Raw genomic sequence first — 22,353 nt, 5'->3', positions numbered from 1 at the left:
CGTCTTCGCTACAAGCGCTCAGGCCCGTAGATGCGACGAATGAGTTCGTGGTAGTGAAACACCGCGTTCTCGCGCTTCGGATTGATCCGGCCGGGCTGGTAACGGCCACTCGCCAGGGCCCGCTGCACCTGCGCGCAGATCTCGGCGTCCTCGGCCTGTACCACTTCGCTGAATTGCTGGTCGGTATCGCGACGCTGGCGTTCTTCGGGGCGGTCATCAACGGGATAGTAGTAGTCGAAATCGACGACGCATGTGTCCGGGCCCGTGGCAATGACGCGATTGGTTTGCAGGCGATTCGGCAGAATGTTCAGCATGGTGTTTGGCCAGATGCAGTAGTACAGCGCATCGCCCTCGCCATAGAAATTGCCGGACGCGGCCGACTCCATCGGGCTCCACTGCAGGCTATGCCAATGCTCGGCCTCGGTGACGTAACTCCGGTAGTCGAGCAAGGCATTGAGCGCCGGATGCACGTGCGGCACATGGTAGCCCTCCAAGTAGTTCTCGACGTAGAGCTTCCAGTTGCACGCCACCGGAAACGATTGTCGTCGCTCAAATTCATAGTGCGAAAAGTCGCGACTGCCGAGCTTCTTCTCCGTCCCGGTCAGTAATTCGTCGATGCTCATGTCCGGTTCAATCGCCGCAAACACCAGGCCGCGAACCACCGCGACTTGGATGGGATTCAGATGGATGTCCTCCATCTTGAAGTCGGGCGTACCGGCCATTTCGGTTGCGGCCCGCAGCTGCCCGGCCAAGGTGTAAGTCCAGCCGTGATAGCGGCACCGCAGGGCCTTGGCGCCACGCCCGGCGCACGTGGCCAAGGGCCCGGCGCGGTGACGGCAGATGTTCTCGAACCCGCGCAGCACCCCGTGCTCGTCGCGGACCACCAGCACCGGCACGCCGCCAATATCGGCGACCAGATGATCGCCCGAGTCGCGGACCTGGCTGACCAGCCCCAGAAGTTGCCAGCTTCGGCGCAGGATGCGCTCCGCATCGAAGCCGTGCGCCTCGGCGCCATGGTAGAGGTGGCCGGGCAGGGCGTAGGCGTGCGTCAAATCAGTCATCGTGGTGGTCTCTTGGTTTGTCCGGGCAGCGGTCAGACGACCCGGGTGGGCCCAAGACAGTGTGCTCGCTACTCAGAAGTTCTTTTCCAGGTGGATGTGATTCTGCCCGTTGATGAACTTGTATTGGAAAACATTCGTCAGATGGCGCACCAGGTGAATCCCCAGACCGCCCACTTCGCGAGCCGTGACCGGCTTGTCGAGTGCCGGTGTCGGGCGTGATGTCGGGTCGAAACTCTGGGCCTGATAGACGATTTCGATGATGGCCCGGGTGGCCTCACAGATCACATTGACGTCGATCGCACTCATTTCCTTGGTGCCATGCATGACCACATTGGCCAGTAGCTCGTCAATACAGACGCAGAGCGCGTGCGCGACTTCGATTGGCGCGCCAGCATCCGGCAGCCACTGCTCCAAACGCTCGTTCAGACGGCCGACACCCTTGACCGTACGCGGCACCAGAAAGCGCTGCGCGGGGTAACGGAGTCGATGCGTGCTGAGGTGATCGGAGTTGGACACGGGGCTCCCTTGTGTGGTCAAAGCGGATGCGGGGCAACCGACCTTGTACGTACAAAGCACCTGAAACCGGACACGATCTGCATCGACCGATCGATTGGTCGGGTGATGCGGGATCTGGTCCAACCGTCCGTGGCGTGCCGGCGGTCCCAAGTGCTGCCTGTGCCGACGCCTGGATTCTGGACAGGCCAGCGCAAATTCTCAAGCGGGCGCCCAGGCTGGCAACCCCATGTAGCCGCGGTCAGGTGCGCGTACCCAAACGATGGTGAGCGCGGCCAGTCCGCGAGTAGCGAATCCCGCAACCGCTCACCGGCCTGCCCGGAGTCCGAAAGAGTTTGTTACCCTTCTCCCAAGAAAGGATGCCAACCATGTCGAACAGCCAATTTGGACTGCTGAAAGAACGCCGTTTTCTACCCTTTTTCCTGACTCAAGGGTTAGGGGCATTCAACGACAACGTGTTCAAGAATGCGTTGATTGTGTTGGTGACGTTCGTGATGGTGGGCTTGTCCGAAGATCAAAAGCATGGGCTGACCAATCTGGCGGCGGGCTTGTTTATCCTGCCGTTCTTTCTGTTCTCGGCGATTTCCGGCCAGTTTGCGGACAAATTCGACAAGTCCCGGCTCGCGGTGGCAGTCAAGGTGCTGGAACTGTTGATCATGCTGGTCGGCGTGTTCGCGTTCATGCACCAGCACGTGCCCTTGTTACTGGTGTTGTTGTTCTTGATGGGGCTCCATTCAACGCTCTTTGGTCCGCTGAAGTACGGCATTTTGCCGCAGGTGTTGAAATCGGAAGAGTTGGTCGGTGGCAACGGCCTGATCGAGATGGCCACGTTCTTGGCCATTCTCGGAGGCACGATTCTCGGCACCAGCCTCATTGGCATCCCTGAGCGCGGTGCGATGTTTGTGGGCGTCTGCACAGTCGTGCTCGCTGTACTTGGCCTCGTTACCGCCTGGTTGATGCCCCCGACCGCACCGGTCGACCCGGAATCGAAGCTCGACTGGAATCTGTTCCGCGCCACGTGGCGCAGCGTCCGCGAGTTGACTGACAACCGCACCGTGTTTTTGTCCTGCCTCGGTATTTCCTGGTTCTGGTTCTTTGGATCGATCTACTTCACGCAATTGCCGGTCTATACGGAGTCGGTGCTTGGCGGTAGCGCCAAGGTCTACACCATGCTGCTCGCCATCTTCTCGATTGGGGTCGCGGTGGGGTCGGTGTTGTGCGAGAAGTTGTCGGGTCACAAAGTGGAGATCGGTCTCGTGCCCTTTGGCGCGCTCGGCATGACCCTATTTGGCGCCGACGTCTATTTTGCGTGGCCGGAGGCGGTGACGGCGCGCGGTCTCGGCATTTCGGCCTGGCTCGCGATGCCGGGCGCGAAACGGGTGGTCGCCGATCTGATTGGCATGGCGGTGTTCAGTGGGTTCTTCATCGTGCCCTTGTTTGCGTTGGTGCAGAGTCGCTCCGACCCCAAACGGCGTTCGCGCATCTTTGCTGCAAACAACATCTTGAACGCGGTGTTCATGGTGATCGCGTCGTTGATCGCCGTTGGCCTGCTGGCCAAAGTCGGCCTGACGATCCCGCAGCTCCTGCTCGCGACTGCCATCATGAACGCCATCGTGGCCATCTACATCTTTACGCTGGTGCCGGAGTTCCTGATGCGGTTCCTCGTCTGGATCTTCATCAATCTGGTGTATCGCATCGACCTGAAAGGCCTTGACAATATTCCCGATGAGGGCCCAGTGATCGTGGCCTGCAATCACGTCAGTTTCATGGACGCTTTGATTGTCGGTGGCACGGTGCGGCGGCCGATGCGCTTTGTCATGTACTACAAGATTTACAACCTGCCGATCATCAACTGGATGTTCCGGGCCGCACGCGCGATTCCGATTGCCGGTGCGAAAGAAGATCCCGAGATGCTGGCCCGGGCCTATCAAGCGATCGACCAGGCGCTGGCCGAGGGCGAGGTGGTTGGCATCTTCCCGGAAGGTCAGATCACGCGCGACGGCGAGATCAATTCGTTCCGGCCCGGGATCGAGAAGATTCTCGCCGGCCGCCCGGTCCCGGTGATCCCGGCAGCGCTGCGGGGCATGTGGGGCAGCATCTTCTCGCGCAAAGACTCGGCCTTGCAGCGGGCGCGGTTGCCGCGCCGGTTTTGGTCGCGCATCGGATTGACCTTGGACCCGGCCTGGACGCCCGATCAGGTCACGGCAACCAAGCTCGAGGCAAAGGTCCGCGAGCTGCGTGGCGACTGGGCCTGATGCAATGTTGGGTGAGCCTCACCCGCAAGTCCTTGCCAATAAAAGGATTCTTGCCAACGATCTGAACGCTTTGGCCCGCCTTCGTTTGCCTGATCCAGGTTTTTTTGCTACGCTCGCCAACTTGACTTTGATCCGCCCGCCCGGAGCACCCTAAATCATGGCCCGCATTACCGTTGAAGATTGTCTGGAAGTCGTTGATAACCGCTTTGAGCTCGTCCTGATGGCGACGAAGCGGGCCCGTCAGTTGTCGAAGGGGGCCGAGGCACTGGTCGTCCACGAAAACGACAAGCCAACGGTGGTGGCGCTGCGCGAGATCGCCGGTCGCAAGATCACCCCTGAGCTGCTGGCCGAAATCGAGCGCCAGGAACGCGAACGCGCTGAGCGCGAAGCGCTGGAGTGGGCCGCGCAGGAAGTGGCCGACGACGATCTGTCGAAGGGTGGCGACGATCTCTGATCGTCCGTCAGCTGATTGGCTGCATCAAGCGGCGAGGCGAGAGCCTCGCCGTTTTGCTTTATGTTGGCGCTGAATGTCCAGAACGAATTGACGCGGGTGCGTCTTGGCGCTTTGCCTCAAACGAACGTCTGCATCGCGCGGCCATCGGCGCCAGCGAGATGCGGCAAACTGTTCCAACTCGCCAAATGCAGGCTCGCACCGCGCCAATGAAAGCTGCTCAAGCCGGTGTTCATCAGCGATAGGTTGAAGTCGATCGTGCGCGCCGCAGGGACCTGGAGCGCCAGACCGGCAATTTGCGCAATGACACCGCCGGAGCTGACCAGCAGCAGTCGGCTGCGACCTTGATGTTGTTGGATCAGTTCGAACAAACCATCGTGAACGCGGTGCTGGAACGCCGGAAAGCTCTCATCGAGCCGATCATCCAACAAGCCCTGGGCCCACGCCATCAACGCCGCGGCGATAAACTGGGCGACTGCGCCGCGATCGTCTTTGGCGGGCATGCGACCCGCGACCAGGCTGGAATGATCCGGATACTTGCTCAAGAACGCGCTGAGCACCGCACCGTGATCGAATTCGTTGAACGCCGCCAGCGTGATCGCATTCGGTAAATCGCGGCCACCCTCGGCGTAGGCGGATTGAATGGCTGAGTACGTTTGCTCGTGCCGCTTCATGGCGCCAACGATCACGGCATCGAACGTGTAGCCCGGATCAGCGGCCAAGTGGCGACCCAGACGTTCGGCCTGCAACTCACCCTTGGTCGACAATTGATCGTAATCATCGGCATCGAATGATGCCTGCGCATGGCGAATGGTCAGAAGTTCGAGCATGCGGTGAGTGTAACAGTGGCTGGTGGCGATGTTCCGATCGCCGTGGCGTCAATTGGCGCGGAAAGCGCGATGAAACAATTCGACGACGCTTTTCAAATGCCGATCGCGATTGAAGTCCACGAGGCTGCAACTGCTGCCAACCAAATGCCGCATGTGTTCCATGCCTTTGATCAGCACAAAGAAGTGACCGGCAGCCTGTTCCGGGTCCTTGACCTGCAGCGCACCAGCAATGGTTGCTTCCTTCAGGAATTGGGCGAGCGCTGCCAGGACCCGGCGCGGCCCAGCTTCGAAGAACAGCTCCGCGAGGTGTGGCGAGTGACCGGCGTTGGCCACCATCATGCGATGCAAGGTCAGCGATTCCTCACTGAACACCAGTTCGAAGAAACCGCGGGCGATGCCGAGCAATTGCTTCTGGATGGGCGCCTTGGGGTCGATATGGAACAGCGCCTCAGGCATCTGCTCCTCGCATTTGGACTGCACGGCTGCCTTGAACAGTGTGTCCTTGTCGGCGAAGTGGCTGTACACCGTCAGTTTCGAGACGCCGGCCTGCTTGGCCACCGCATCCATGCTGGTGCCTTCAAACCCAAGGGAGGCGAAAAGCGCCTTGGCGGTGTCGAGAATCGCCAGCCGCTTGGCCATGTCCTTGGGCCGTCCCTGTGCTGGCTTCGTCGGGCCAGAAATTTTTTTCGTTTGCTTCACAAAACAATACTAGACAGTTCAGTTTGGTAATGAATACTATACCGCCCAGTTCAGTTAAGGCAAGCGGGAGCGAAAGGCATGCAAGCAGAGCACAGGAAGTGGCTGTGGCCCTTGGGATTGGCATTGACGGCGGCGCTGGCCGCCTGTGGTGGCGGTGAGAAACCGAAAGAAGTGATCCGGCCGGCGATTGTCGCGAGCCCGGTGGCACTGGAATCATTGACGATCGAGAGTTACTCCGGCGACGTACGACCGCGCTATCAGAGCTCGCTCGGATTCCGGGTGCTCGGCAAGATCCGGCTCCGTTTGGTCGACACCGGTGCCGTCGTCAAGAAGGGCCAGGTGCTCGCCGAATTGGAACCGCAAGATATCGATTTGCAGCGCACGTCGGCCGAAGCGGCTGTGGCGTCGGCCGAGGCTGATCTGGCGCTCGCCGATGCCGAGTTGGAGCGGCATCGTCAGCTGCTCGAAAAGAATTACATCAGCAAAGCCTTGTTTGAGGCCCGTTCGAATCAGCAAAAGGCTGCTGCCGCACGCTTGGAGCAGGCCAAGGCGCAGCTCGATGTGGCGCGCAATCAGAGCAGCTACACGCAGCTTGCTGCCGACGCCGATGGCGTCGTGACACAGTGGTTCGCGGAAGTCGGGCAGGTGGTTGCTGCGGGTCAGCCGATTGTCGGTCTGGCGCGCAGTGGCGAAATCGAGGCGCAGATCGATGTGCCGGAATCGCGTGTTGCCGAGTTCGCAAAAGGTCGGCCCGTGGTGGTGCAGCTTTGGGCCGAGCGTGGCAGTCGCTACGCGGGCAAGGTGCGCGAAGTGGCGCCGTCGGCCGATCCCGCGACGCGGACCTATGCGGTTCGGGTGTCCTTCGATGAGCCCGACCAAGCGGTCAAGATTGGCATGACCACGCGCGTGTTCTTTACCGACTCGGCCGCGCCTGCGTCGGTGTTGATACCGTTGTCGGCGCTGTACGAAAAGGATCGCAAGCCGGCGGTGTGGGTGTTGGAGCCGACCAAGAACACTGTGAATCTGCGCGAGGTGCAGGTAGGACAATATCGCGAGGACGGCGTCAGCATTGTTGCGGGTCTCACCACGGAGGACCGCATCGTGACGGCCGGCGTGCATAAGCTGCGCGTCGATCAGGTGGTCAAGCCGATCGATCTGGAACTGGCGAGGTAATCCATGCTCGGTTTCAATCTTTCCGAGTGGGCGCTTCGAAACCGTACCCTCGTGCTGTATTTCGCCATCGTGCTGGCCGTGATCGGGGTATTTTCATACCAGCGACTCGGGCAATCCGAAGATCCGCCGTTCACCTTCAAAGTCATGGTGATCCGCACGTTGTGGCCAGGAGCCACGGCCGAGCAGGTGTCGCTGCAGGTGACCGATCGCATTGAAGGCAAATTGCAAGAACTGCCGGAGCTCGAATGGATTCGCAGTTACTCGCGCCCGGGCGAGTCCCAGGTGTTTGTCATGGCGAAGGATTCGCTCCGTTCTGACCACTTGCCTGAGCTGTTTTATCAGGTCCGCAAGAAGGTTTCGGACATTCGCGTAACGCTGCCGCAAGGTACCGTGGGGCCGTTTTTCAATGATGAGTTCGGCGATACGTTCGGCAATATCTACGCACTGATTGGCGATGGCTACGACTACGCGTTGCTGAAATCCTACGCTGAGCGCGTGCAATTGCAATTGTTGCGCGTGCCGGATGTCGCCAAAGTCGAACTGATCGGGCTTCAAGAAGAACGGATTTACGTCGAAATTTCGAACGCCAAGCTGGCGACGTTCGGCATTTCGTTTGCCGAAGCGGTGCAGCAACTGGAGGCCCAGAACGCCGTCACGGCGGCGGGCAGTTTCGAGACGGCGGTTGATCGCATTTACATCCGAACGACCGGTGCCTTCGATAGCGTCGATGCCATTCGCAATATCAGTATTCGCGCCGGCCAGCGCGTGTTCCGGCTGGGCGACGTCGCCGAAGTGCGACGGGATTTTGTCGATCCGCCGAGCCCACGCATGCGTTTTCAGGGACGGGAGTCGATCGGCATTGCTGTTGCGATGAAGCGTGGCGGCGATATTGTGCGCCTTGGTCAAAGCCTGGACCAAGTATCTGCCCAGATTGCCGATACATTGCCGGTGGGTCTGGAACTCCAGCGTGTCGCCGATCAGCCCAAGGCGGTGCGGTCGTCAATCGCCGAGTTCGTCCGGACACTGGCCGAGGCCGTGATCATCGTTCTGGCGGTGAGCTTTTTCTCGCTCGGATTCCGCACCGGTCTGGTCGTTGCGTTGTCGATTCCGCTCGTGCTCGCGATGACTTTTGCCAGCATGTACTACTTTGGCATCGGTCTCCACAAGATCTCGTTGGGCGCGTTGGTGTTGGCGCTCGGCCTGCTCGTGGACGATGCGATCATTGCGGTCGAAATGATGGCGGTGAAACTGGAACAGGGCTATGACCGTATTCGGGCGGCGGCGTTTGCCTACACGACTACCGCTTTTCCCATGTTGACCGGGACACTGATCACGGCTGCCGGCTTCCTGCCCATCGCAACCGCGCAATCTGGCACGGGCGAATACACGCGGTCGATCTTCCAGGTCGTTACGATCGCGCTGATCCTTAGCTGGATCGCTGCGGTGATCTTCATTCCGTATCTGGGTTATCGCCTGCTGCCCGAGCATGGTCTCGGCGCCGACGATCAGAAAGGCGCGCATGATCCCTACGATGGGAAGTTCTATCAGCGCTTCAAAGGCTGGTTGGAATGGTGCCTCGACAACCGCCGCACGGTCATTCTGGCGACGATTGCAATCTTCCTGGTATCGGGCTTCTCGTTCCGCTTTGTGCAACAGCAGTTCTTCCCGGCCTCCACTCGTCTGGAATTGATGGTGGATCTCAAGCTGCCAGAAGGTTCGTCGATCCATTCGACCGAACGGGCGGTGGCAGAAATGGAGTCCTTCCTCGACAAGCAGGAGGGCGTGCAGAACTACGTTGCGTACGTCGGCACCGGCTCGCCGCGATTCTACCTCCCGCTGGATCAACAACTGCCGGCGGCCAGCTTTGCGCAGTTCGTCGTGCTGACCGAGAACATCGAAGCACGTGAAGCCTTGCGCGCCAAGCTGATTCACTTGTTCGAGGAGCGTTTTACCGAGTTGCGTGGCCGCGTGACTCGCCTGGAGAATGGGCCGCCGGTCGGGTTTCCGATCCAGTTCCGTGTTTCCGGGGAGCATGTGCCAACGGTGCGCAAGATCGCGCGTCAGATTCGGGAGATCATGCGGGACAACGGTAACATCTCGAATGCGCACCTGGATTGGGAAGAGCCGAGCAAGGTCATTCGCCTGGCGATCGATCAGGATCGTGCGCGCGTGATGGGTATCAGTTCCCAGGATCTCGCCGATTTCCTGCGGAGCTCAATCTCTGGCTCGCGGATCACCCAGTATCGCGAAGGCAACGAACTGATCGACGTGATGCTGCGTGGCCCGAATGACGAACGCGCCCAACTCAGCATGCTGGACTCGCTTTCGATTCCGACGGCATCGGGCAAGAGTGTGTCGCTGGCCCAGGTTGCCAAGATCCAGTACAGCCTGGAGGAGGGCATTTTGTGGCGCCGGAACCGTCTGCCGACAATCACGGTGCGCGGCGATATTTACGGTGCCTTGCAACCGCCAACCGTCACGGCACAGGTGGAGGCAAAGCTGGCCACGATCCGCGCCGAATTGCCGCCAGGCTATCTGATCGAGATCGGCGGCACGGTCGAGGACAGCGGCAAAGGTTCGCGCTCGGTGGCGGCCGGCATGCCATTGTTCATTCTGGTGGTGCTGACGCTGCTGATGCTCCAACTGAAGAGCTTTGCGCGGACGGCTCTGGTGTTTGCGACGGCACCACTGGGCATCATTGGTGTGGTCTTGTTCCTGCTCGTATTCAACGTGCCGTTCGGCTTTGTGGCCATGCTCGGCACGATTGCGCTTGCGGGCATGATCATGCGCAACTCGGTGATCCTGGTCGACCAGATCGATCAGGACATTGAAGCCGGACATAGCGCCTGGGATGCCGTGGTCGGCGCAACGATCCGCCGGTTCCGACCAATCGTCCTCACGGCGCTGGCGGCGATTCTGGCGATGATCCCGTTGGCGCGATCCGTGTTCTACGGGCCCATGGCTGTGGCAATTATGGGTGGACTGATTGTGGCGACCGCATTGACATTGTTGTTCCTGCCAGCGCTGTATGCATGGTGGTTCAAGGTCGAGCGTCCGCCGGTTCGCCCCGAGGAGTTGGGCAGCGATCCCTGGCCTGGCGACGAAATCGAGGTCCGTGCGTGATTGGCTCGTGTCGCCCGTTCCACGTTCGGTCCGGGAGCTGCCCTTCGAGGTAGGCGCTCGGAACGGCTCCTCCAGTCAGGGCGAAATGGCCCTGACTGATGAGCGGGCAGGCGATTGAGGGGCGCCCACCCCGGGTGCCCGCAACTTGCGAGTTTGGCGCATACCCGCATGTGCTCCCGCCGAATCAATCACTTGCGTGTTTGACTTCCCGATCTGATCGGGATTTGGTGTCTCGTACGCATCTGGGTGCGTTGCCAGCTGACTTTCGGCACTTTGTGCCCAAATTGTCCGAAGTCAGCATGCAACTTGCCGGAAATGGAACATGGGCTTGGTCGACCGCACGATTCAGCCGGGATTGCGCCTGGTGCGCCCCTGAACGCTGAGTCGTGGGATAATCCGATCATCCCTCTTTCGGAATACCAGTCATGAGCATGGATGTAGAACAGATTCGCTTCAATATGGTCGAACAGCAGGTGCGTCCTTGGGAAGTGACCAATGCGCGCGTGTTGGCCGCCCTGACCGACGTGCCGCGCGAGCGGTATGTGCCTGTCGCTTATCGCAGCCTGGCATTTGCTGATGTCGCGCTGCCCTTGGCGCATGGCGAGTCAATGATGAAGCCTGTGCTCGATGGCCGCATTCTCCAAGCAGTCGACGTAGAAGAGCAGGACAGCGTGCTCGAAGTGGGCACGGGCAGCGGTTTTTTGACCGCTTGCCTCGCGTATCTGGGGCGGGATGTGGAGTCGGTCGAGTTGCACGCCGATCTCGCTGATCTGGCTCGCCAGAACCTTCTGGAAGCGCGCGTTGCCAATGTTCAGATTCGTCATGCCGACGCGCTGTCCGCTGGGTTCTCGTGCAATCGGGAATTCGATGTGATCGTCCTCGGTGGGGCGGTCGCGGTGGAGCCTGCGGGCTTTCGCAAGCTGCTGAAACCGGCTGGCCGCCTGTTCTTCGTGCGCGGGGAAGGCCCAGCCATGGAAGCGGTGCTGATCACCCGTACCGGAGCATCGGAATTCCGCGAGCAGAGCCTGTTCGAGACGGAACTGCCGTATTTGCGTGGCGCGGAACCGAAGAAGCAGTTTGTGCTGTAACGTTGGAATGAGACATTGAATCGATCGCCTTGGCGATTGATTCGGCGAGAGCGAGTCCGGGCGTGTACCGGACTCGCGAGTTGAAGCACGCTCAGGACGAGCGTGCTTCGACAGCAAATGATCAGCGCGCCACGGAAGGCGCGCCCGCGAATCGATCGCCTTGGCGATTGATTCGGCGAGAGCGAGTCCGGGCGTGTACCGGACTCGCGAGTTGAAGCACGCTCAGGACGAGCGTGCTTCGACAGCAAATGATCAGCGCGCCACGGAAGGCGCGCCCGCGAATCGATCGCCTTGGCGATTGATTCGGCGAGAGCGAGTCCGGGCGTGTACCGGACTCGCGAGTTGAAGCACGCTCAGGACGAGCGTGCTTCGACAGCAAATGATCAGCGCGCCACGGAAGGCGCGCCCGCGAATCGATCGCCTTGGCGATTGATTCGGCGAGAGCGAGTCCGGGCGTGTACCGGACTCGCGAGTTGAAGCACGCTCAGGACGAGCGTGCTTCGACAGCAAATATCGGAACCACCGTCGCTGAGGGTGGTTCCAATAAGAATCCGGGAGTTGTTCCCGGGTTCAACATCACAACAAAGTCGAGGAATGACATGTTGAAAAAACTGCCCCTGGCCAGCGTATTGATGGCCCTGACCGTCACCGCCAGTGCCGCGGATCTCATGGATGTGTATGAAGCCGCCCGCGCTTCTGATCCGCAGCTTGCCATTGCTGAAGCCAATTCCCGGGCCAGCGCTGCTGGTGTGGGAGTGGCCCGTGCCGCCATCCTGCCGCAGGTCGATGCGAGCTACTCCAAGAACAAGAACTGGTTCGAAGCCGATCAACTCGGTGCCGACCCCAGTGCACCGCCGGTCGCGACACTGTCGACCTCGGGCGGTGGCTCAAGCTACGGTGCGAGCTTGACCCAATCGATTTACAGCCATGCCAATTACATGCGGCTGCGTGCGGCCAAGTCCGGTGCCAGCAAAGGTGAACTGGATTACGAAGCGGCGAACGATCAACTCATCGTTCGCGTTGCCGAAGCCTACTTCAATGTGCTGACTGCGCAGACCAATCTGGCCTCGGCAGAAGCACAGGAAAAAGCCGTCGGTCGGCAGTTGGAGCAGGCCGAGCAGCGTTTCGAGGTAGGTCTCAGTGCCATTACCGAAGTGCATGAAGCACGCGCCCAGTTCGACAGCGCCCGGGCCGCGGTGATTCAAGCCCAAAACGGATTGGATGATACGTTTGAAGCGCTGACCGAACTTACTGGCGCCAGTGTTGAGACGGTTAAGCCATTGCAGGAGGACATTCCGCTGGACAAGCCAACGGACGGCAACCTTGAGGACTGGGTGACCACGGCTCTTGAGATGAGCCCGGCGGTGCGTGCACAGCAGCAGCAGTTGGAGTCGGCACGTTACAACGCCAAGGCAGCCTGGGCTGGCCATCTCCCAACGGTTGGTCTCAATGCGCAGTACTCAAAGAGTTCGCAAGATGGCGATGTCCGCCCGTTCCAAACGCTCGATCCGATCAACCGTTCCGTAGGCGTGTCGTTGAATGTCCCGATCTTCTCGGGCGGTGGCACCCAGGCTGGCTACAAGCAAGCGGTGGCGAGCCGTGACGCGGCCGAAGACGGTTTGGAGCAAACGCGTCGTGCCGTCACGCGGCAAACCCGTAGCGCTTATCGCTCTGTCGTCGCCGGCATCAGCTCGGTGGAGGCCCGCAAGCAAGCATTGGTCTCGGCGAAGAGCGCGCTGGAAGCCACTCAGGCCGGTTTCGAGGTCGGCACCCGTACGATCGTCGACGTGTTGCTGTCGCAGCAGTTGCTGTTCAGTCAGGAGCGCGAGTACGCCAGTTCCCGCCACAACTTTATCCTGAGCCAGCTCCGTCTGAAACAGTCGGCCGGCACGATCGACATTGACGATCTGCAGGCAGTCAATGCGCTGCTGAAGTAATCGGGTATCGGTCGGCGGCAAGAAATTGCCGCGGCTATTCCACCCGCACTTCGATCTGACCAAAACGGCCCTGTTCATCCAGGGCCGTTATCGTTTGCGTCCCGGTGCGTGTAAAGCTCAGGTCGAAACTCTGCGCCGGACCTTGCTCGGCCAGCCACCGACCATCCAGCAACCAGTCGACACGGCCACTGGCGCCAATGGCTCTGAGCCTCGCCCGCACTGGCTCGTCGCTGCCCGGGGCCTTGCGCAGCACACTGTGATTCACCAGGCCTTCGATCCGCAAGCTGTCGCTTGGGCTCAGTGATTCAGACTGGCAACCCGGTGCGAACGCGGGCAGGCGGTTGTAATCGCGCTCGACTTGGCCGATCCAAGGCTCCGCCAACACCGGCCAGCGCGTCTTCGTCAAGGTAAGACTTGGTTGATCGCTGCACCCAGGGCTGACTCTGAGCCCCGATTTCGTATCCACTTGATAGTTCACAGTCAGCGCGTCTGACGCCTTGCTCGCACGGTCCAACAATGTCGGCGGCGCCAGATTGTCCAGCAGCATCGCCTCGCGCTTCTTTCGACAGGACCCGTCCGCGTTGTCGGTTGCCAACGTGCCGGCGGGCCAACAAATGGTTGCAAGCTGCACGGACGCCGGCCGAACGTCGGTAAAGCGCGCCTGGCCGGGCAGCCGCTCGCTCAAATCGATTAGCAAGGGCAGCGCAGTCGCAGCCCCATATTGGTCCGGCACGGGCGTGCCGTCCGGGCGGCCGATCCAGACACCAATCACGTGCTCGGGGGTGACGCCGATTGCCCATGCATCGCGAAAGCCGTAACTCGTCCCGGTCTTCCAGGCGATCTGCTTGCGCCGACTCGTGTCGATCAAGGCCCCCGGGTCGCCTGGTCGGCCGTGGTCAGCGAGCATGTTGCGAACAATGAACGCGGCGCCCGGGGTCAGAAGCTGCCGGCGGGATTCCGGATCGGTCTGCAGCAATCGGATCGATCCGGCCATGCCCCCACTGGCCAAGGCGGCATAAGCACCGACCAGTTGTTCCAATTGCGTTGCGGTGCCACCCAGGATGATCGACAGATTCGGTTTCGCGGCCAACGGCAGATTCAAGTCAACGCCCGCATGCGCGAGCCGCGCGCTGAAGCGCTGCGGCCCAACCCGATCGAGCAAGTCCACCGCCGGCACGTTCAGCGACAGGCGCAAGGCTTCGGACGCGGCGATGGGACCGTTGAAGTCATCACCGAAGTTGCCAGGTCGATAGCCGTCAAAATCCTGCGGTACATCAAGCAACAGGCTTTCCGAATGAATCAGGCCCGCGTCCAGGGCCATGCCGTACAGGAAGGGCTTCAGCGTTGATCCCGGTGAGCGGCGCGCCTGCACCATGTCGATGTGACCGAGACGCAACTCATCGCCATACTGGGCCGAGCCGATGTAGACCAGCGTCTCTAAGTTGCGATGGTCGAGCACCAACACGGCTGCCGAGGTTTTTTCCGGCAATCGCTGCATGTATTGCGCGAGTTGCGTTTCCATCGCGCGCTGCAGCGTTGCGTCGATGGTCGAATGCAGACGTCGCGAGTCCGGGTGTTCGCGTTTCAAGCGCTCCGCGAGCAATGCCGCCAGCATCGGCGGGCGCAGGCTACGTGCGACCACCGGTTCATCGCGCGCTTCGGCAATGACGCCGCTCGGCCAGTCGCCGAATTCAGCGAGCCGATTCAGAACCTTGTCACGAGCCGCGCGGGCGCGCTCGGGGTGTCGATCAGGTCGGTTCCGGCTGGGTGATTGCGGCAACACGGCGAGCAGTGCTGCTTCGGAATGCGACAGCTGTGACGCTGGCTTGCCGAGGTAGGCGTAGCTTGCTGCCTGGACGCCTTCGATCCCGCCACCAAATGGCGCGAGGTTCACGTACAGCGTCAGAATTTCAGACTTGCTCAATCGCAGTTCGAGTTGCAGTGCGCGAATGACCTGGCGAATCTTGCCGACGCCCGAATGCGGAATCGGCTCGATCATGCGCGCTACCTGCATGGTCAATGTCGAGCCACCCGAGACAATCTCGCCATGCCAGACCGCCTGCATCAGTGCGCGCGCAAAGGCCAACGGATTGAACCCGGGGTGATAGTCGAACCAGCGATCCTCATAGCCGCGCAACGCTTCGAGATACCGCGGTGACACCTCATTGAGTGAAACCGGATAGCGCCACACCCCTTCCGCGTTCGCAAACGCCCGGAGCGGTGTGCCATCGCGCGCGAGCACAACGGTCGCGGCATCTTGATTGAGATTTGGAATCGGCGGCGGAAAACAGCGATCAAGCAAGATCACGAGCAGCATCAGACCGAGGAGGCAAGTCCAACGCGGATGGTTCTTCAGCCATTGGCGAACGCGAGCGGGCATCAGAGGTCGCAGTCGTGAGAGATCGTCACCACACCGGATTCGGCATCCGATTGGTCAGGCTGCACCACCACAGGGGTGGATGGTGCGATGCGATCCCGTTGGCATGCAACGGGATCGCTACATCACCAAGGATCAGGGCTCGCGCACCACGATCTTTGCCGGTGACGCCGCACCGACGCCGCGCAGTTTCGGACGATACATGTCCTCGATCATCGGCGAAGGCACGCGATACTCACCCGGCGACACCGCGCGCACGAGATAGAACAGCTTCGACTCCTGACCGTTCCAGAGGCGAAGCGCCGCCACGTAGCGGTCGTCACGGAATTCCTGATACTGGAACTCAGTACTGGTCGCGGCGTACTCCATTTCCTGACCGTAGATCGTGACGCCTTCAAACACGCTGCTGTCGACCAGATTCAGGTTTTCGATCTCAAGCCCACCCGGCAGCAAGTCCACCACGAGCGCGTCCCGCATTTCGGCATCGGCCTGCACGCGGATCGCGGCCACGAGCACATCGCCGCTCGTCAGCGGTTCGCCATCGTATTCGCGACCATCGGTGTAGAAATACTGGCGGTAGATCGACACCCCTTCAAACTTCTGCGCGGGCGCCGTGTTGGGATAGCCGACTACGTCTTCACTGAGGAACAACTGGCCCTCGCTCTCAGGTTCGATGCGAATTCCTGCGGCGATGTCCGGCGCCGAGAACGTGCGCGAGATAAACCGTGACGGCGAGAACGGTTCGGCGTTGTCGCCAATGGTGACGTCGCCCGCCACCGTCTGCCCGTTGGCTTCCCGCAGACCACGGCCGAGGCGGACCAGGGCGATCTGCTCCTGCGTGCTCAGGTATTGCCAATGGTCGGACTTCGAGCCGGCATGTTCGCGGGCGAGATCCATGACCTTGGTTTCGTATTCCGGCTTCGACATCTTCTGCTCCATGACCGTCGCCACCATCAAAGCCAGGTCACGTAGATCCGTGCCGTAATCGCCAACGTAATCCGGGCGGGTGAACTCCTTCGAGAAGGCCTCATCCAGCGCTTTCTCGCCGCGCTCGTCATCACCCATCAGCTTCAGCGCGACACCCAGATGCACCAGTGGCAGCGGCGTCACCAGCTTCTCGCGCTCGTTGTCGTAGAGCACGCGCAGCGTGCCCAGTGGGGCGCGCTTCAGGCGGGCGAGAACGTAGCCGGCGTAGGCCATTTCGGCCACGCGCAAATGGTCGGAGTAGTTGTACTCGTAGTGCGAGTTGCCGCCAGACAGCATGTCGTCATTCAAACGCTTCAGAGCACGCTCGATCAGCTGCTCCGGCGGCTCGAAGCCGTTTTCGCGGGCGGTCACCAGCATGTCGGCGACGTACGGCGTCATGTAGGTGACTTGATAGCCGTCTCCCGGCCACATCGAGAAGTGTCCGTTTTCATTCTGCATGGCCAGGAGCCTTGAGAACGCGACGCTCATCATTTCCTTGCGCTCGGCGTCGGTCAGCGGGTCCAGTGCGAACTGCTGTTGGGTCGCCTGATCCATCAATGCAATCGGGAACGCCTTGCTCGTGGTCTGTTCCACGCAGCCATAGGGGTAGTGGATCAGATCGCGCGCGGCTGCTGCGAAGGGCAATGGGGGCAGGGTGCCCAGGTTGATGCGCGAGACCACGGAATCGGCGACCAGTCCTTCGCGCAGATTGGCGGCGGGTGTAATCGTCGCATTGTCGGTCATCACGACGGTGCGATTGCGACGCTCGATCGGATACGCCGGACGCACCGCAAACTCAAGATTGCGCGCAAAGGTGCCCGCGCCGTGACTGACTTTGACCGAAATACGTGCGACGCCATAGCGATCGCGCGCGGTGATCGGGAACTTCAAAGTCTCGCGACCCTTGTCGGCCAACTTGACGCTGCGTTTCGGTTCGCCGACGTTGATCAAGTCGCCGCCGTCCAACTGCACGCTGAGGCTGCTGTCAGCGCCACTCAGATTTTCCAGATCCACCGCAATCTCGGCTTTGTCGCCCGATGCCATCGCGCGTGGTGCCGCCAGTTCAACCACCAACGGTGCCTGCACAATGAGTTCGCGCGAGCCGGTTCCGAAGCGCTGTTCATCGAAGGCCACCGCCACGAGGCGCAGCGTGCCGTTGAAATCTGGCAACGTCAGTTGGATCTGCGCGTTGCCCTGTGCATCAAAACTCGTGGGCGCCTGGTACAGATCGATGGTCTGCACTTTGACGTTCGGACGCCGGCCAGCCGGCAATGCGAGCATCGCCGCGTCGCCACCGTAACGCAGACGCGCCTTGCTGCCATCCAGCGATTCGATGATGCGATTGAACACGTCGAAGGATTCGGTCATGAACTGGCGCGGCGCGAAGAAGAATCCGGCCGGATCGGGCAACGCGAACTGCGTGATATTCAGAATGCCGAGATCGACCGCCGTCAATACCACTTGGGCCTGTTTGCCGGCGAGGGCTGGGGCCTTGACGGACACAGTGGCCACTTGTTCCGGGCGCGCCTTCTCGGGTGCGTCGACACTGACTTCGAGTTTGCGATCAGCACGTGCGAGCGGGATGTGCGTAATGCCCACGGCGCGATTCGGCGTGATTTTTTCGGCCGAATCACCCGGTCGGAAGACCAGCGCTGTTGCATACACGTCGTGGCGTTCCCAGCTCTTATCAAACGGAATCTCGATGCTGGTTTCGTTGCTGACCGTCAGGCGCTTCTGCCACAACAGCTTGTCGCTCTCAATCAGCACGAGGGCAGGGCCTGGATGTGGCGGTTTGATCGTCAGCTTGATCGTTTCGCCCGGCACATATCCGGCTTTGTCCAGCGCCAGTTTGACTTTGTCCGGACGTGAGCCCTTGTCCTGCGCATCGTTATACCAACCCCAACCGGCCTGGAACGGCACCCGTGTGGTCAGACCCGTTTCGGGATCGGTGATTTCCAATCGATAGCCGCCCCAGCTGACTGCCGCGCCGAACTTGCCGCGTTGACCCGCTGATAGCGTGAGATCCTGTTCGGCATCGGCGCTCCACGTCGACGTGAAGTTCGACGTCCAGCCGCCACCATCCACCCAATTCCAGTTGTAGTGACGTTCCTCGCGCATGAGCTTGATCTTCAGCGGCTTGGAGGCCAGCGCGTCGCCCGCGGCATTGGTGCGAATGATCTCGAACTCGGCATCGGTTTCAGGAGTGGCGCCATCGTTGACGTCGAACAACGGCCGCACGCCGACAATCGTGTCAGCCGGCCAAACGGTGCGCTTCAGGGCGCGCGTGACCGCGCGACCACCCGATTCGTAGACAGAACCGGCAATCACTACTTGCACTGGGCCCGTGGGCGCGGTCGCTTCGTCAATCGTGATGTCGGTGCTGAATTTGCCTTCCTCATCCAACTCGCCATCTTCGACCACATCACGCGGTGCACCCGGAAGCTCCATCAGCGAATCGCTGAAATAAAAGTCTTTCAGGCTCGGCACCGGATGTTGATCGACTTGCACCGTCATGCGGGCGGTGAAACGGTTACCGGCAGCAGGGGAGCCGTACAACCAGGCGCCTTCGGCCGTCAGCGCCAACGGCTCGCCTGGGGCCAGCGTTTCCTGTGCGTCCAAATTGAGCTTGAGTCGTTCGGGAATGAACTCTTCCACGCGAACCGGATACCGGACTGGCCGGGCCATGTTCGGATCGGTCGACAGTTCCACGCTCCAGCGGCCCGTTGGTGCATCAGGCGGCACGATCGATTCATAACGCAGATAGTTGAGGTCACCAGGCTTCAGTTCGCGCCGGGACAGCTCGCGGCCATCGGGCTGCTTCAGAGACACGAACACCGATTGTGCTGGTACCGACTTGCCATCGGCGTCCCGGAGCAGCGCCGAGATGCCGAGCATTTCGCCCGGGCGATACAAGTCGCGTCCCGACCACGCAAACACCTCGCGTTCGCGGAACGGTTCGCCCGCCAGCGCGAATTCGGTCAAGTCGAGTGCCGGTTGATTGAACGCAAGCAACGTGAGGTCATCGCCGCGGCGAGCAACCAGGAGTTGCGAAGAGTTGGGCTGATGCTTGATCAGGGCGAGGCCATCGTGATCCGTGGTCACGGACGCGACGACGCCGTTCGTTGGTTGGCGAAACTCAACCGTTACGTCTGGTTTGGCCGCACCGGATTCCAGCGATGTGGTCAGGACCAGGGTTTGGTCAGCATAGCGCCGCACGTGGACGCCGATGTCGCTGACGAAGAACATTGCGGTATCGAACTCGTATTCGAAACTGCCGGGACGCTTCATCACAGCGAAGTACACGCCAGTATCGCGGAGTTCGTCGATATCGCGGACCGGGATGTGGCTCGTGACGCGCTCAGAACCTTTGGCGTTCAACGCAAAGCGGTTGGCATAGACCGAGTCGGCATACTTGGCGACATTCTGCAGCGTCCAGTAGCTCTTCCGACCATTGCGCTCAAACTCGCTGAGGAAGGCTTGCAAAGACTCCTCACGCACCTTCATGAACTCGATGTCGACGGCATCCAGATTGACCGAGACGACTGGCAGCCCGCGCGTGTCATGCTGCGGCAGAATGACGCCCTGGCTCGCAAAGCCCACGAGAGGCGCCTGGGCGCCGGAATCGATCTTCAACTCGGCATTCTTGGCGAGCGTGGGGCCGCGCACGGACGCCAGTTCGGCCTTCACCGAAACGGTGTAGGTGGTATCGGCTTCCAACCAGGGGAAGCGCAATTCGGTGCTTTCGCCAAGCATCCATGAGCCATCCGGGCGGGCACCACTGGGATTCGTGATCGTTACCAGCGTATCGAATGCTTGCGAGCTGACGACGGGTTCGCTGAATTTCAGCACGACTGATGGTCGCCCCTCATACAGTTCGCCATATTGGCTGACGACCGTGAACGCGTCAGGCGTTTTGGCGGCCTGATCGTTTGCAGCGACAGTTTGAACTTCAGGTGGGGCGCCGTCTTCCTTGCCCGAACAGGCAAGCAGAGACAGGCCAGCGATCAGCACGACGGCAAAGCGATACAAGGGGCGCATGGCAGTTCACGGTTGGCAAGACTGCGTACAAGTGTGCCTGAAGCTTCGGGCAATCTCAGCAAGATTGAAGAACGTTTGCGGTCGAACCCGGCGTTTTCACGGGCAGGCCATTGTGCTGAGATCGTCCCCGGCAAGAATCGCCGGTTATGGCCGGCTTACGGTCAGAGGTCTTGCTTGTAAATCACGTACGGCGTGCGCGCCGTGGCTTCATCGACGACGCGACCGCCGTCACCATTGTTATCGCGCTTGATGACTAAATTGTCGGCACCAACCGTCAGCTCACCAGCCCAGGGCGTCCGCCATGACACGCCAATATCGAGCCCGCCAAAACTGGTGCTGTTCGGGTTTAACGGATCCTGGAACCGGGCCACGCGGCCACGCACACTGCCGCCGAACGACCCGTAGCGAAGACCCATGCCGAGTGCGGCCTGATCGACGTCCCAGACCGGGCGTGCGTTGCCACTCCAAAGCTTCAGCTGCGACAGCGCCGCATTCAACTGCACGGCGCTCCGGGAGGTCAGCCGCCACTGCGCTGCCGCACCCAGCTGCCGGCTGTCAAAACTCGACGTCAACGCCGGCAGGGTGGGGCTGAGATCAGTGCGAATTGGGCCGGCGGTTGGTGCCACGTCATTTGGCGATACTTGCCACGACCAGCCATAGACCAAGCCGATATCGACCGAATCGCCTTGCCAGCCGAGACCCATTTGCAACGCGCTGACCTGACCGGGAAGCTCAAGCTCCAGACGGCCGCTCATCAGGCATTCTGAACCCAGGCGCCCGATCCGCAACAGGCCCGATGGCTCGGCACACCAGGGCAAGGTCGGGTTACCCGACTCCGCATCCACGGCAATCACGAGATTGGCGTTCGCCAGCTGTGGCACCGGGGTCATGGCCAGCGTGCCACGATCGTCCGACAGGCCGAACAATGCGCTCAGCGTGCTGAGCGCCGATGGCGCCGGGTCTTCGGCTGACGCCGATTCCGGCACGATCAGCGGGAATTCGGCCGTCTGCGCCAGTGCGACCGACGACACGCCAGCGAGCAGCAGGGCTGCGCTGAGACGTGCAATGGCGGATTGGGCTGGCAACATGGTCGGCTCGTTTGTATCGGGGCTGAGACTGTGTCTGTCGGATTTGGTTCCAGCAGCGCAGCACTATTTTGTTGGATGGGAGTTTACAAGATTCTGCTAAGTCCTGGAATGTGCGGGAAATCATGGTTTTCATGTGCCGTTTCGGTTGGATGCGGCCAGCCCCGCGTTCTGCCGGGTCTGGCTCGCGTGTTTGGCCGTTCCCAGGTCGGCCAAAGCATTGCATGCGTGCAATGCCCACTTGCTGATTTTGCGGATCGACCTCGCGCCATGGCTTGCCCACAATGGCGTCCATGGTCCGGCCGGATTTCATATTCCAACCTATTGTTTTACCGACACTATTCAGGAGTCTTCAATGCTTTCCCATCGCCCCGAGCACGCCGCCACACTGCTTCGTCTGGCACTTGGCACCATCTTCATCGCGCACGGCCTGCTCAAAGTTCTGGTGTTCACCATTCCGGGCACGGTCGGATTTTTTCAGTCCGTCGGCCTTCCCGGCTTCCTGGCTTATATCGTCATTGCGGCCGAATTGCTGGGTGGCACCGCACTGTTGCTCGGGTTTCTGACCCGCTGGGCGGCACTCGGCCTCGCGATCGTCGCCTTCGGGGCGATCATGCCGCATGCCGGCAACGGCTGGGTGTTTTCGAGCAATGGCGGCGGTTGGGAGTACCCACTGTTCCTTGCGATTGCCTGTCTGGTCCAAGCGTTGCTGGGTGCTGGCAGGTTCGGCTTGGACAAGCATTGATTCGACTGCGTC

The 22,353-nt window shown here is 60.8% G+C and carries 14 protein-coding genes; 7 read left to right on the top strand and 7 right to left on the bottom strand.

Annotated elements, in window-relative coordinates; genetic code table 11:
* Positions 1-8: 8 nt before the first annotated feature.
* Both C7S18_RS13050 and C7S18_RS13045 read right to left on the bottom strand, forming a co-directional pair.
* Entirely contained in the window at positions 9-1,061 is a 1,053-nt protein-coding gene (locus C7S18_RS13050) for an aromatic ring-hydroxylating oxygenase subunit alpha (protein WP_106891987.1), read from the bottom strand.
* Positions 1,062-1,133: 72 nt separating this feature from the next.
* Complete coding sequence (locus C7S18_RS13045) at positions 1,134-1,577, bottom strand: ATP-binding protein (RefSeq protein ID WP_170113257.1); 444 nt, start codon at positions 1,575-1,577, stop codon at positions 1,134-1,136.
* Positions 1,578-1,942: 365 nt separating this feature from the next.
* Between C7S18_RS13045 and C7S18_RS13040 the strand changes: the two genes are divergently transcribed.
* Together C7S18_RS13040 and rpoZ are read left to right on the top strand one after the other, a co-directional pair.
* Complete coding sequence (locus C7S18_RS13040; protein WP_240623892.1) at positions 1,943-3,829, top strand: MFS transporter; 1,887 nt, start codon at positions 1,943-1,945, stop codon at positions 3,827-3,829.
* A gap of 157 nt (positions 3,830-3,986) precedes the next feature.
* Positions 3,987-4,283 carry a DNA-directed RNA polymerase subunit omega gene (rpoZ, locus tag C7S18_RS13035; RefSeq protein ID WP_106891984.1) on the top strand — a complete coding sequence of 99 codons (297 nt, stop codon included), beginning with the start codon at positions 3,987-3,989 and terminating at the stop codon, positions 4,281-4,283.
* A 116-nt stretch (positions 4,284-4,399) separates the two neighbouring features.
* Here rpoZ and C7S18_RS13030 read toward each other — a convergent pair whose 3' ends face one another.
* Together C7S18_RS13030 and C7S18_RS13025 are read right to left on the bottom strand one after the other, a co-directional pair.
* Positions 4,400-5,110 carry a histidine phosphatase family protein gene (locus C7S18_RS13030; RefSeq protein WP_106891983.1) on the bottom strand — a complete coding sequence of 237 codons (711 nt, stop codon included), beginning with the start codon at positions 5,108-5,110 and terminating at the stop codon, positions 4,400-4,402.
* 48 nt (positions 5,111-5,158) lie between these two features.
* Positions 5,159-5,749, bottom strand: a complete 591-nt coding sequence (locus C7S18_RS13025; protein WP_106894020.1) for a TetR/AcrR family transcriptional regulator — start codon at positions 5,747-5,749, stop codon at positions 5,159-5,161.
* A 138-nt stretch (positions 5,750-5,887) separates the two neighbouring features.
* On the opposite strand from C7S18_RS13025, the gene C7S18_RS13020 reads away from it, so the two are divergent.
* From C7S18_RS13020 to C7S18_RS13005, 4 genes are all read left to right on the top strand, one after another.
* Entirely contained in the window at positions 5,888-6,982 is a 1,095-nt protein-coding gene (locus C7S18_RS13020) for an efflux RND transporter periplasmic adaptor subunit (RefSeq protein WP_106891982.1), read from the top strand.
* 3 nt (positions 6,983-6,985) lie between these two features.
* A complete protein-coding gene (locus tag C7S18_RS13015) occupies positions 6,986-10,105 on the top strand; it encodes an efflux RND transporter permease subunit (protein WP_106891981.1) in 3,120 nt (1,039 codons plus the stop codon).
* A gap of 425 nt (positions 10,106-10,530) precedes the next feature.
* Positions 10,531-11,193, top strand: coding sequence for a protein-L-isoaspartate O-methyltransferase family protein (locus tag C7S18_RS13010; RefSeq protein WP_106891980.1), 663 nt, complete (start codon positions 10,531-10,533; stop codon positions 11,191-11,193).
* Positions 11,194-11,792: 599 nt separating this feature from the next.
* Positions 11,793-13,130 carry a TolC family outer membrane protein gene (locus C7S18_RS13005; RefSeq protein WP_106891979.1) on the top strand — a complete coding sequence of 446 codons (1,338 nt, stop codon included), beginning with the start codon at positions 11,793-11,795 and terminating at the stop codon, positions 13,128-13,130.
* A 34-nt stretch (positions 13,131-13,164) separates the two neighbouring features.
* On the opposite strand, the gene pbpC is transcribed toward C7S18_RS13005, so the two are convergent.
* The 3 genes from pbpC to C7S18_RS12990 all read right to left on the bottom strand — a co-directional run bounded on the left by pbpC (position 13,165) and on the right by C7S18_RS12990 (position 21,599).
* The gene (pbpC, locus tag C7S18_RS13000; RefSeq protein WP_106891978.1) at positions 13,165-15,510 is read right to left on the bottom strand and encodes a penicillin-binding protein 1C; all 2,346 of its coding nucleotides are present in this window, start codon (positions 15,508-15,510) and stop codon (positions 13,165-13,167) included.
* Positions 15,511-15,642: 132 nt separating this feature from the next.
* Positions 15,643-20,511 carry an alpha-2-macroglobulin family protein gene (locus tag C7S18_RS12995; RefSeq protein ID WP_106891977.1) on the bottom strand — a complete coding sequence of 1,623 codons (4,869 nt, stop codon included), beginning with the start codon at positions 20,509-20,511 and terminating at the stop codon, positions 15,643-15,645.
* Positions 20,512-20,672: 161 nt separating this feature from the next.
* Positions 20,673-21,599, bottom strand: a complete 927-nt coding sequence (locus C7S18_RS12990) for a hypothetical protein (protein WP_106891976.1) — start codon at positions 21,597-21,599, stop codon at positions 20,673-20,675.
* A 352-nt stretch (positions 21,600-21,951) separates the two neighbouring features.
* On the opposite strand from C7S18_RS12990, the gene C7S18_RS12985 reads away from it, so the two are divergent.
* Complete coding sequence (locus tag C7S18_RS12985; RefSeq protein ID WP_106894019.1) at positions 21,952-22,341, top strand: DoxX family protein; 390 nt, start codon at positions 21,952-21,954, stop codon at positions 22,339-22,341.
* Positions 22,342-22,353: the final 12 nt, after the last annotated feature.

Source organism: Ahniella affigens (assembly GCF_003015185.1).
In the GTDB taxonomy this organism is placed as follows: domain Bacteria; phylum Pseudomonadota; class Gammaproteobacteria; order Xanthomonadales; family Ahniellaceae; genus Ahniella; species Ahniella affigens.
Note: the sequence above shows the minus strand (reverse complement) of the source record. Positions and strands in the feature narration are given on the sequence as shown.

Coding starts and splice junctions, on each gene's coding strand:
- C7S18_RS13030 (WP_106891983.1), bottom strand. CDS start 5,110: ATGCTCGAACTTCTGACCATTCGCCATGCGCAGGCATCATTCGATGCC.
- C7S18_RS13005 (WP_106891979.1), top strand. CDS start 11,793: ATGTTGAAAAAACTGCCCCTGGCCAGCGTATTGATGGCCCTGACCGTC.
- C7S18_RS12985 (WP_106894019.1), top strand. CDS start 21,952: ATGCTTTCCCATCGCCCCGAGCACGCCGCCACACTGCTTCGTCTGGCA.
- C7S18_RS13025 (WP_106894020.1), bottom strand. CDS start 5,749: ATGGCCAAGCGGCTGGCGATTCTCGACACCGCCAAGGCGCTTTTCGCC.
- C7S18_RS12990 (WP_106891976.1), bottom strand. CDS start 21,599: ATGTTGCCAGCCCAATCCGCCATTGCACGTCTCAGCGCAGCCCTGCTG.
- C7S18_RS13010 (WP_106891980.1), top strand. CDS start 10,531: ATGAGCATGGATGTAGAACAGATTCGCTTCAATATGGTCGAACAGCAG.
- rpoZ (WP_106891984.1), top strand. CDS start 3,987: ATGGCCCGCATTACCGTTGAAGATTGTCTGGAAGTCGTTGATAACCGC.
- C7S18_RS13020 (WP_106891982.1), top strand. CDS start 5,888: ATGCAAGCAGAGCACAGGAAGTGGCTGTGGCCCTTGGGATTGGCATTG.
- C7S18_RS13015 (WP_106891981.1), top strand. CDS start 6,986: ATGCTCGGTTTCAATCTTTCCGAGTGGGCGCTTCGAAACCGTACCCTC.
- C7S18_RS13040 (WP_240623892.1), top strand. CDS start 1,943: ATGTCGAACAGCCAATTTGGACTGCTGAAAGAACGCCGTTTTCTACCC.
- C7S18_RS12995 (WP_106891977.1), bottom strand. CDS start 20,511: ATGCGCCCCTTGTATCGCTTTGCCGTCGTGCTGATCGCTGGCCTGTCT.
- C7S18_RS13050 (WP_106891987.1), bottom strand. CDS start 1,061: ATGACTGATTTGACGCACGCCTACGCCCTGCCCGGCCACCTCTACCAT.
- pbpC (WP_106891978.1), bottom strand. CDS start 15,510: ATGCCCGCTCGCGTTCGCCAATGGCTGAAGAACCATCCGCGTTGGACT.